Origin of the sequence: Streptomyces sp. NPDC017676, assembly GCF_044329325.1 — a bacterium.
Classification (GTDB): domain Bacteria; phylum Actinomycetota; class Actinomycetes; order Streptomycetales; family Streptomycetaceae; genus Streptomyces.
In genome coordinates this window covers 154,813-167,511 of the sequence record NZ_JBIRJA010000021.1, presented here as the reverse complement: position 1 = coordinate 167,511, position 12,699 = coordinate 154,813, and the positions used below count along the sequence as shown (strand labels likewise).

Below are 12,699 nucleotides of genomic sequence, written 5' to 3'. Positions count from 1 at the left end.
AGCCACAAGTTCCTGGTGGCCGCGGACACGCAGCACGTCCTGATCGGCGCTGTCCACAGCGACGGGGTGCTGGCGATCCCCCACACGCTGCTGACGGCCCACGCCGCTCGCTGGTCCGGCCGTCGCCTGACCTTCTCCGACGACTGGCTGGGACATGTGCCGGAGAAGGCCGCGCACCGTCTGGGACTGGTTCGGGACCGGATGGGCGAGGTGCCGCTCTACCGGGAGCACCCCTGGGAGCAACCCGCCTGGCTACGGGGCCACCCGTTCGGTTCGTATCCCGTCAACACTCTGGACGCCACCGACCTGCTGCGTGACTTCGACCGCAAACTGGGCGAACTCGGCGTCGACCGTATCGGCCGTGACCTGGTCCAGGCGATGCTGGGGCCCCGTGCCCTGCGTGCGCTGCGCGAACAGCTCGTCTCCACCGGGAGTGCGACCGATGTCCGCATCAGCGCTCTCGACCGGCGCACGATCCGGTTCAAGGCGCAGAACGCCCAACTCGTCGTCGAACTGATCGCGGGGCCCCCGTTGTTCGATGGTCTCGGACACGGCATCACGTTCAAGGACGGACGCCAGGCCACCGAGACGACCGAAACGGGAAGGACCGACACCCGCATCCGGGCCGTCGGCCTCAGCGTCAGCGAGGGCGTGCGCACCGGTAACAAGGTGGCCCGCGCCGCCGGCCCCACCTACACGGAAACCGGCACGGCAACGTGGCAGGCCGCGCAGTCCCGCACGCAGGCGCGGCTGCGGAGCAGCCGGACGGAGCACAGCGGACCGCATGCCGAGTTCCGCAGGGCATACGAGGCGCGGATCACGCTTCGATACGGTGACGACGAAACCTTGTCGGTGCAGGGCCCCGTCGGAACGCTGCGCGAGCTGCTGCCGCTGAGCCTCGCGGTTCCCGCCGAGCCGCGGAGCGGTGACCGGGCACCGGCCGGTGCCGACCCGCTGGGCGTCCCGGAGATCGTCCCCCCGTCGGCAGCCGTCACCGTCTGGGAACCGGGCAGGGGTAACCCGCGGGAACAACGTGAGGCGCTGAGCTCGCGGGTTGCGGACTGGCGCACGGCAGCGCCCTTCGACATGCCGCCACAGGGCTTCGATGTCCGGGCCGTCACCCACCCGCACGTGATCCGGGCCATGGGGGAGATCGCCGTCGCACGGGCCTACGGCGCCTCGGCGGGCCCGCGCGCCGGACAGGCCGAGCTGTCCGGTCCCCGCCTCGGCGATGCGCTGGAGAAGGCCCGACGGACCTCCCTGACCCGCCCGGGCACCGCGCCCGCCCTCACCCTGCACGCCGGCACGTCCGACGCCGCGCTCGTGTCCTTCTTCCACAGAAGCACCACCGCCGACGGCTACCGGGTGGCGGGGCTGACGGAGGACAGCTTCCTGGGCGGCGCCCAGGGCGAATTCCGTCTCCACTCGCGGCCCGATCTGACCGGCGCCCGATTGCTGACCGTCGAACCGAGCAGCAACATGGTCGTGTCCGAGCGCTTCACCACCGGCGCCGACGCCTCCGTCATCCGATCCGGGGCCTACGAGCCGGTTCCCGGCGGCGGCCCCTCCCTCGACACCAGCGGCGCCGGCACAGCCGTCCCGTCCGCGTCGGCGTCCGAGTACACAGCCGCTGACGGTGACGCCGTCCGCAACGGTGGCAGCGCGGCCGACCAGGCAACGCTGAAACCGAAGACCACCCGCGCCTTCCTCTTCGCCATCCCCACCAGCTGGGTCGGCGTCGCCGAAGTGGAACGCAGCTTCAAGGACAGCGCGGTCGGCGGCTGGATGCACGAGCACCTCGGCCCGTTCGGCCCCAGCCGTCCCGGCCCCCAGGCGGTCTCCGCCGAAACGGAGATCATCGCCTGGGTCCGTGAGGACATCGCCCGCGACCTGGGGCTGGTCACCGACGACAACTTCCCCCCGCCGGTGGCCGACGCCTGGTCCAAGGTCGCCAAGGCGGGCACCGCCTGGGCGGACGCCGACAAGGCGTACTGGAAGCTCCGCCGCACCGTGCCGGACATCCGCGCCGCCTACACACGGGCACAGCACGACCGCAGCGCCGCCAAGAAGGACCTGACCCGGGCACGGGCCGGTGAGGGTGCCGAACCGGCGGTGCGGCTGAGGCTGCGCGACGCGACAGCACGCTTCCGCGCGGCCCGGGGGGAGCTGCGCCACGCCTGGTCCGGCCTCACGAGCGCGCGGGAAGCGGCCGACCGGGCCGCGGCCGAGTTCCACCGCGTCCGCGCCGCCACCGACCGGCTCACCCGCTGGTACCGCCTGTCCGCCGAGGAACGCGCCCGCGTCCCCGAACCGCCGGCCGTCGACTTCACGCCAGCCACGGCGAAGAGCGCCGCGCGGCCCGCCGCCTACACCGTGGGGAAGGGCACGCTCACCGCCCCCGACGGCACGGGCCACACTCTGCGCGACGTGCCCCGCGACGGCGGCTCCTTCTACCACGCCCTCGCCGACGGACTGCGCCGTCTCGGTCCCGGCGGCCCCGACGGCCGCGCGCCCCTGGCCGCCCCGCCGTACACGGCCCCAGGGCTGCGCGACCTGCTGGCCGCGCGCCTGGAGGGCACCGAGGACGCCGACCTGCTCGCCTTCGCCGGTCCGGACACCAAGGACACCTTCAGCCCGGCCGAACTGCGCGACGCCGGGATCGACCTGGGCGAAGATTCCCCGGAGCTGCGGGAGTTCCAGGACACCGGCCACATGCCCCTGCACCACGAGCTGTCCGCGCCCGAGCGCGCCCGCCTGGCCGTGCTCCAGCTGCGGCGGGACCCGGCCGCCGGGGACCCGGGCACTTGGGACCACGGCGCCGCCGACCTGCTGCCGGCGCTCGCCGCCCGCGCCCTCGGGGTGCGGGTGACCGTGGTCCAGAAGGACGGCCGCTTCCAGGACTTCGAGCCGCCCGCCCGGCAGGAGGCCGAAGACGAGGGCGCCGCGACGCAGGGGCGGACACCCCACGTCGTGCTGTACCTCGCGGACCGCCACTTCCAGTCGACGGTCCCCGACACGGCCGTGGCGGCGGTGGAAGCGGCGCGGACGGCACCGGACGGCCGCGACGCCGCCGCGGGGGCACCGCGCCGCGCACCGGAGAGGCCGCCCGCCGAGGAACCTGTGGCCGGCCCGTCCCGTGCCACCGAGCAGCCTGTGGCGGTCCCGTCCGCCCCGCCGCGCCCGGCGCACAGCTCCGTACCCTGGGCCGGCGTCGCGTCCGCCACCGCCGCCGACCGTTACCGCCTCACCGGTCCCGGCCGGCTCACCGCCCCCGACGGAACCGTCCACGACCTGCGCGAACCCTCCGGCGACAGCGCGGGCAACGGTTTCTGGGACGGTCTGGCCGCCGCCTTCCACCGCGAGCCGGGCGACACCACGCCCGCCGCTTCCCGCAACGCGGCCCTCGACCGCGCACGCGAACCGGTCTCGCTGGTGCGGGCCCGTCCCCTGCCCGCGTCGGCGCACCTGGACCGCGGCGTCCCCTTCACCCGGGACGAACTCGTCCGCGCCGGGGTCGTCCTGGACCGTGCCACGGCCTCCCGCTTCCGGGACGCCGGCGACCTGCTCCCCGCTCACGTCACCCTGACCCCGGGCCAGGAACGCGCCCTGATCCGCACCCAGCTCCACACGGCCCGGCACTGGGACACCGGCAACGAGCGCGCCGCCGTGGAACTGGCCGCCGCCTCCTACCGGGCGACCCTCACCGTGGTCGCCGAGGACGGCACCTCCTTCACCCACGTCCCCGGCGACGCGGTCCCCGGCCGCACCGCGGTCCTCTACCGGCGCGGGACGGAATACCTCCTGGCCCGGCCGCGGACGACGTCGGAGGCGCCCGAGGGGTACCGCCTGGTGCGGCCGGCGTCGGCCGACGGGGCTGCGCCGCTCGTGTACGAGGTGAGCCGGACGGGGCATGTCGGGACCCCGGAGGGTGAGGTTCTGTCCCCGCACGGCTGGGTGGGCGACGGCGCGGACTACGTGCATCTGCCGAGCGGTCATGTGCTGCGTGGTGCCACCGGACGCGTCGAGCGCCTGTGGCGGCCGGCCGAGCACGAGGACGCGTTCGCCGAGCTGGTCGCCCGGCAGGGCGAAGATCTCGTGTCGTACGAACTGCGGGCGACCGATGACGGCCTGCACGTGGTCCCCACGGACTCCGGTGCGCACGAGGGCACGGTGCTGTCCTGGCACGCGGGGGAGAACGCCACCACGGGGGACGGCACGCGGAACCGCGTCGAGGCGCACGACCCGGCCGTCCTCACCTCCCGACCCGACGACACGGCGAACCTCACGGCCGACGCGGAGGCATCGAACGCGGCGGAGGGGACGCGCAAGGCGTCCGCTCCCGCCACCGACGCGCACAGGGCCGACGGCCCGCGCATCGCCCCCGGCGCACACGTCGCGCACACCGGCAGCCCTGAGATCGACGAGACGTACGGCCCTCTCGCCGGCCCGAAGAAGGTCAAGGACGGTGAGTACGACGACCAGGGCCATGTACGGCTCAACCCTCTGTGGTACCCGCTGGAGGAATTCAAACCGACGCTCCTCGAACGCACCGACGCCGTCTGGCACTTCACCGTCGACGAGGACGGGAGGATTCTCATCGGCAGCGACCGGCTCCTCACGGTCGCCACGGAGGAGGAAATCAGCCGGCTCCACCAGGCGATGCGGGAGAAGAACCCCGACCTGACCATCGAGCAGCTCAAGGAGGACCTCGACAACCAGGGGCACCCGACCGTCTCCGCCGGGTTCGACCCCGGCACGGGCACCACACGCGTCCGTCCCGCACGTATCAGCGGCGAGCTCACGTACCAGAGGACGGCCCAGCGCTGGGAGGTCAGCGACAAGTCCGGGCGTTACATGAGCGACAAGATCCGCCCTGGCCTGAAGGCCGCCGATGCGCAGACCTGGCTCACCAACGTCGCACGCCGAATGAGCGACCGCCTCGGAGTCGAGGTCACCGCGGTCCTCCACAAGACCGCCCAGCCGCCCACCGCCGGCAACCACACCACCGCCGCTGCCCAGCACCCCCAGGCGGAACCCCATGTCCGCATGGCCAACACCGATTCGTCCATGCGGAGCGGTCTCAGGGCGGCGCTGGAGGATCGTGTGGGGGCCCTCGCGGAGCAGCTGCGCCAGGCCGGTGGCGGACTCACCCGTGAGAGCCTTCGTGCGGCTGTGTCCGCCGACGGCCGGTCCCGGCAGTTGCACACGGCCCTGCGGAGCTACGACTTCGCGGAGGAGCTGTCGCGGCGGGGGGCGGCGAGCGGCGATCCGCTCGGCAACCTGGTCGACCGGTGGTGGCAGGACAACGAATCCGCACCGTCCCTCGACTCGGTCCTCGGCACCAGGGACGGCAGGGGCATCGGTCACGCCCCGGCCCGGCCGGGGACGGCGTCGGAGACGTCCGTTTCCGCTGACGGGGTGCGTCCGGATACCGACGGACCGGCAGCCGACGCGGCCGCCGATGAGCTCTTGCCGGCCGCGGCGAACACGACCGGGGTGCGCGGCGAGCCCGTACGGGCCGTGTCGTCGGGGGAGGTACGGACGGAGCGGTGGATACCCTACCGACGGGGCCTGGTGTATGACCGGAACGAAGACGGCACTCCGCGGGACACTCGCTGGGCGGGCGAGCGTACGCGGGTGAACTACTCGTGGGAGTGGCGGGCCGGCGACGGTGACGGTGACGGCGAACTGCGCATGACCCAGCGGCTCCACCTGCGGCCGTCCCAGGGTGTCGACCCCGTGGCACTGGAGTCTTTGAGGCTGGCCGTACGGCAGCAACTGGACGTGATGGTCAACGGGATCCGCTATCGCGTCCCGGTCCCGGCAATCACCGACGGACCGGGCCCGCTGCTGCGCGTCGATGTGGAGTTCACCGATGATGTCGCACGCGCTCACAGCGTGGTGACCGTGCGTTCCGGACTTCCCGGACCGCGTGAAATGGTGCAGAACGTGTGGTTCACCGGTGTCCACCCGGCTGCGTACGTGCACGAGATCGTTCACGGCCTGGGCGTGCGAGACGATCACTCTGTCCCGGACATGCTCCTTACCCCCGGAGGCCGCCAACCACAGGCACCCGAACCGGGCCAGGCCAGCGTCATGGGCCGCTTCAGCAGCGGGACCATGCGACGGGACATGGTCCTTACCCCCGACCACCTCCGTCAGATCGCCGAGACCTTCGCTCCCCATGCTCAGCCACCGCGACCGCGTACCGACAGCCCGGCCGGCAGCGCGAACGGCCTCGAACAGAGGCATGCGGCCGTATCCCGCGAGCGGTCTTCCCGGAGCACCCCGTTCGAACACGAAGCACCGGCGGCGGTCGACTACTCGGTGGTCCACGCGTACGACAGTGCGGACATCGTCGAAAGCGATGAGGGGGAAGTTCTCTGGCATTTCACGAACGCCGACCCGGAACTCATCTTCAGTCGTGGCCTCCGCGCTGACGGTGAAGCAGGCCAGCTCTACCAGCACGCACGCAAACTCACCGGTCCCAGCTCCCAGTACATATCCACGTCACGCAACCCGAATCTGTGGTTCGGTGATGCGCGTTACCGGTTCCAGGTGGATGCCTCGCTCAGCTCCGACCCGACGGCGAGGACGGGCGTCGACGTCAACGCGAGCCTGGAGCAGATCGAGCCGGCGGGGCACTGGACCTGGGACGAGGAAGAGATCGCCTTCACGAGGCTGGTACCCAGTGAAGCCTTGGTGAGCGTCTACGACTCCGAACTGGACCGCACAGGTGTGTGGGAAGCATCTGAAACGCGCATCGTCTGGACGGAGGGAAACCACCAGGCGGCGGAGGTCCTGTTCCAGGAACCGGGCGAGGAACCCACCGGCTCGGACGAAGGATGGTCCAGCGATCACGACTACGGTCAGGGGTACGACTCACAGGAGGGGTCCCAGGGATACCAGTCGGACGATCCGGGGACCTGGTCCGACAGCCCTCCAGCGGTCGACTATGCGCCGAGTCGCCCTGACACACCGAGCAGCACCGGCCTTTCACAGGCGGACGGTCGACCCTCTGAAGGGACAGAGGAAACCGCTCCCGCCCGGGCGGCCGATCGGATCGTCCAGTCCGGAGCCGCTCACGAAGCGCCGCATGTCCGCATGGCCAACACCGATTCGTCCGTGCGGAGCGGTCTCAGGGCGGCGCTGGAGGATCGTGTGGGGGCCCTCGCGGAGCAGCTGCGCCAGGCCGGTGGCGGACTCACCCGTGAGAGCCTTCGTGCGGCTGTGTCCGCCGACGGCCGGTCCCGGCAGTTGCACACGGCCCTGCGGAGCTACGACTTCGCGGAGGAGCTGTCGCGGCGGGGGGCGGCGAGCGGCGATCCGCTCGGCGACCTGGTCGACCGGTGGTGGCGGGACAGGTCCCGGGATCTCCTCGGGGACGGCGGGGCCGGTGACACCGCGACCGCCCGGACCGGGCGTGGGCCCGCTGCCGAAAACCCCGCCGGGGGCGGCACGCGGGCGGCCGACGACGTCGTGGCCACCGACGGACCAGCAGTCCCGCACGGTGCGGAAGGCATCGCGGAAGCCTGGCGGCGGACGGTTGCCGGGCAGGCGGACTCGACGCAGTTCGACCGGATCACCGCAGCCGTGGACCGGCTGCGCGCCGCCCCCCGGGACGCCGCGGCTCACGAGGCCGTGCTGGAAGCGGCCGACGACTGGGAGAACGCCTCCCGTACCGGCACTGACGACGACGAAGAGTTGCGCGCCGCCGTGTACGACTTCAGGGAGCGGGTCCGACGAGCGGCCTCCGAACTGCCGCCGTACCCCACCGGTGAAGAGGGCGTCGGTGCTCTCACGGACGACCTGCTGCGGTCGGCTCGCATCTCCGACGTGCGCGTCACGGACGTCGGTCCCCTCGGTCCCGACCTGTTCGGGCACCGGGAGCTGCCCCCCGTCCCCCGGTTCCTGCGTGACACCGACGGGCGCCCTTACGACTACAGCGGCTTGACGGTCGACCAGAACGTGCATTTCCTCCACCTGACCGACATGCTGGCCGACACCCTCAGCCCGGAGATGGATCCCCGGAGCTGGCCCGCCGTTCCGGAAGGGCTCCACAGTGTGAGCCACCCGGACGTCGACCACCCGTTCCAGGAGGGGCTGATCGCCCCGCCGGTGAACTCCCGCACGATACGTACCCCACTGCTCGTCCACGCCATCTGGCTGGGGGAGACCCTGAGCCCCGCCGGTGCGTCCGCGACCTTCTGGAGACGCTTCAGCTGGTCCGCGACCCAGCACCGCGACGACGCGACGTTCGTCCTGTGGACCGACGTACCCAGGGAGCAGATACAGGCCGTGCTGCGTCGTCCGGACGCCGTCGGCGACGATCCGGCGCTGTTCGCCGTGTCCCGGCTCGTCTCCTGGGCCACCGACGCGGGTATCCGGCTCGTCAACGTGGACGAGGTCTTCAACGCTCAACGCCCGATGCCCCTGAACGGCCAGTTCAGAACAGAAGTGGCCAAGAGGACCGGACCCGGTTACGCCGCGGCGAGCGACATCCTGCGCATCGAGATCGTCAAGGAGTTCGGCGGGCTCTACCTTGACGGTGACAATCAGCTCACCTCGTTGATCGACATCAGGGACCTCGCCTCGCGCCACGGCGATCTCTTCGCCAGGAGCGAGGGCGCCAACGATGTGCTGCTCGCCCCGCCCCGGCACGCCTTCGTGCAGGAACTGGAGAACGCGGTCGAAGCGAACTACGGGCTCTCGCAGGTGGACCTCTTCGCCCGCGCCCCCCAGCGCTACGGAGATCACGGATCGCTCGACAGGGTGCGTAGGCGGTCCGTCATGCTGCGCACCGGGCCACAGATCATGGACACGGTTATGGAGGGCCTCCGGCGCCGTGCGACCTCCCGTCCGTCGGGCGCTCCCACCGTCGGCGAGTTCACCGGCTACCGGGAAGGAGGAGCGGTCTCCTGGCTGGCCGCTCCCGCAGAGGCCGACGCGTCACCCTGGCCCCGGGCGAGGACACTGCGGTTCGCGCAGGACCTGGCCCAGACCGCCGTGCGCAGCCTCTACAACCGCCAGGGCGACCTGCACATGGAACAGCTCGCGCAGGCGGTCGCGCGCGCGGACCATCCCGATCCCGACCTCCTGTGGCGCGCGGTGATGCGTTTCCTGGCCCGGCGTGAGGATCTGCGCGGCCAGGTGCGCGGAGCGACCGCCGCACGCTCCCACACGACCCGCTCCGGCAGGGACGTGACACCACCGGACGACGTGACGGAGATGCTTGTCCGTACGGCCGGCGCCCCTCCGCTGGGCTCCGGGGACAACGGCCGGTGGCTGGGCGAACGCTCCACGGCGGTGACGCTGCGGCTCCCCGGGGAGCCGGAGTCCGCGTCGTCCCGAGAAGACGAAGGCATCCGGCTCCGGCCGGAAGACACCCCTCGTCTCCCGGACGACGACCACGCCGGGTCCGAAGGCGGTCACGACGAGGACGGCTCACGGCTCTCGGACGACGACGGCTCCTTCGACGACAGCTCGTCCGACACCGAGAGCGAGGCCGATCCTCTCCTGAGCCACCTGGCGAAGGCTCTTGGGCCCGACGTCGTGTCGACACTGAGTGACCTTGAGATCGCGAGGGTCGAGAACATGCTCGTCTCTCGTGTACTACGGGCTGCCGATCTAGCCGACTACGTGTGGGCGGTCCACAACGTCGAACCGCTTCTGCACGGCCCCGAGGATCACCCTCTGGACGACCTCTGGCACGGCACCCGAATACTGCTGGCAGACATGCGCCGCCACAGCGGTGTGCCGGACGAACACCCCGAGCCCGCGGTAGTGGCCCGGATCCTCGGGGCCTTCGACCAGGTGAACCGTGAGCGTCTCGCTGAAGGCCGTGCGCCGCTGACCATGGAACAGGCGCTGGAGATGCTCCACCGGAACAGGAGTGAGGCCGGCGGATCCGTACCATCCGCGACCTCCCGCAGCGAGGACCGACAGCAGGCTCCACAGTCCACGGGCCGCGAGGCACGGACGGTGCGTGGAGCCGAGTCCGGAGACCGGCCGCCGACGGCGGGCCGGATCACGGAGGACAGCGCTCCACGGCGCAACACGGACGACCACTCCGTGCGCTCGCGCACGGCTTCGGAGACGTCTGTTTCCGTTGCCGCGCCGCGACCGGACGGGGAGGGGCGGACGGAGGTACCCGAGGGCTACCGCCTGGTGCGGCCGGCCTCGGCCGACGGGGCTCGGCCGCACGTGTACGAGGTGAGCCGGACGGGGCAGGTCAAGACTCCGGAGGGCGAGGTCCTGTCCCCGCACGGCTGGGTGGGCTACGGGGAGGACTACGTCCATCTGCCGAGCGGCCACTTGCTGCGCCGCGCCACGGGACGCGTCGAGCGCCTGTGGCAGCCGGCCGAGCACCAGGACGCGTTCACCGAACTGGTCGCGCGCGAGGGTGACAGCCTCGTGTCGTACGAACTGCGGGCGACCGAGGACGGTCTGCACGTAACCCCCGAGGACCCGGACGCGCACGAGGGTGCGGTGCTTGCCTGGAGCACCGGTGAGCCAGAGGCCGAGCGGTCTTCCCGGCCCGACGTCGCGGTCCGGGAACGGGACCAGTCGGGACTCGGTCGGGCGGTCCGGCAAGCCTCCGGCGGCGCGGTGAAGGGCAAGGCTAGGGTGGACAGAAGCGAGGCTTCTGACGACCAGCAAGAAGGGGCCGAAGCGCACGGGTTCCCGCGGAGTGTGCTTGCCCAGGCGGCTGCTCTTCTCACGGCTGAGGGTGCCGACTTCGAGTTGGTCATAGGTCACGGCGCGGCGGAGGAAGCACAGCGGCAGGCCATGCGCGATGCACTGCTTGAAGTCGCCGGCCACCTGACGCCGGGTACTCAGGAGGCGCACGACTCCGCGGTGCGCGCCGCCCAGCGGATCGTTGACGCTCAACGGGGCAACTCGTCCCCACTACGGGCAGATGTCCGGTCCTCGGAGGAGTCCAGCGACACCGACGCACTGATCGGGCGGTTGTTGCTCTTCGAAGTCCAGCGGGAGTTCAGTCGACTCCGACCGGATCTGCCCCTGCCCACTCAGAGCGACGTTGCCCGGATCGACCTGCCGCCGCGTTACGAGGTCCTGCCAATGCGACGACGCGGCGAGGCCATAGCCCAGATCCTGGTGACCGGAGGCATCGCCGCAATGCATGCAGGTATGAAGGGAGACGAATACGAAACGAGTTTTGCCGCGCACGAGATGTCTGAAGAGGGTCTCATTCCTGCGTATCTCTTCCAAAAGGAAAAGCTCGCTTCAAGTGATCTCGTTGAGTTGCAGGTGGATTCAAGGGCCGACTCCGAAGGGACTCTGCACTCCATCATTGAGGTAGTGACGCGGCCTCATAGAATTCTAGAAGGGGAGCGTAACCCAGTGGACGCGCTCCAGATGCAGCGGGCTGTTGAGGATGTGTTCCGTCGACTGGAGCGGGGCGGAAGCCTGCACGAGATGTTCCCTGAATCAGACGGATTCAACGTCGCTGAAGACTACCGAGAACTATGGTTCCGTGATTTGCGAAACGGTGTCTATGCCCAGTTCACGGTAGGGGTCACACTCCAAGGCCTTCCACACTTCCTGCGTACAGTCATAGAGTACTCTCTGCAGCAGCGCGTGCGTGAGATGGGGACTGATCATCTCGTGGCAGGAGAATTGTTCGGAGAGCGCATTGCGGGCTGGTACGCCGGAGGTGGAGCTGGTACGGCGTCGCACTCTATTTCTGCCGACGTGGAAGGCGACGCCAGGATGCTGCAGGGTTATCTTGCTTTGCTCTATGTTCAGTCAGCGGGAATGGCTGTTCACAACATCAAGAACACCGGGTTGCGCAAGAATGAGATAGCAATTGTGAGTCGCACGCCTCTGGCTGACGTGCGTGCGGTTCTCCCGGGACCGGTGCAACGCTTCATCGACCGGAACGAGTCGCACATCTCAACATTTTTTGATCTTGTTTTCAAGGAGACGAACCCATGGGTGAAAAAAGTGGGTAATCCTTGGGATACAGTACTGGATTCGAAGAATTCTGCCACAGGTGTCTCCGTTCGCTCATATCTGCAAAGTGCCCTCCAGGAGCGGCCTCCTGTCCGGGTGGGTCAGTCTGAGGAACTAGAGACCGCAGAAGTGGCGTTGGATTTTGACGGGCCTGACCCTCGTAGACCGCGGGTAGTTATGGAGCTCCGGCGAGTCGGAAACTACCGTGACAACTTGGAGGCGGCGTTCCGTAAAAGCGCTATGGTGTCCCAGTGGGTTCGGGATGCTGAGGCAGGGCACGACATTGGTATTTCCGTGGGGGAGCGCTCCGCACCTCATGGCATTGATTGGGGGAACAGCGAAGACGTCATGGTGCAAGTCAATCTTCTGCGGCTGGAATTCCAGCGGCAGTTGAAGAGTTCGGCACACGTGCCTCGGCGACCGCTCCCTCGAACTCCAACCGTGGGACCTGCCGTCGCCGGAGATCAGCGGCAGGAGCCTCGAACTGATTCCACTGCGACCAGGTGGAGCCTCATCGACGGCGAAGCGCTAGCAGACGCCGTCAACGGCCGGCTCGCCGATCTGGGCTGGGCGCGAGGAAGATTGACTATAGAAGACGTCCAGCATTATCTGCGGTCATACTCTCATCTGTGGAGCGAACATGACATAAACGCCATAGCGCAAGCTATCGCGGGGATTATTGCTGGGGACAGGAGAGCTGCCGGGCTGGCTGACCCTTCTTGA

At 69.8% G+C, this 12,699-nt stretch carries 1 protein-coding gene (only partly in view); it reads left to right on the top strand.

Annotation, left to right across the window (positions count from 1 at the left end; translation table 11 throughout):
- A protein-coding gene (locus ACH4LD_RS36175; protein WP_398057281.1) for a hypothetical protein crosses the window boundary here: on the top strand, window positions 1–12,699 show its 3' end. Its footprint begins 20,472 nt before the window's first position; the window shows 12,699 of its 33,171 coding nt (coding positions 20,473–33,171); its start codon lies off the left edge, out of view; its stop codon occupies window positions 12,697–12,699.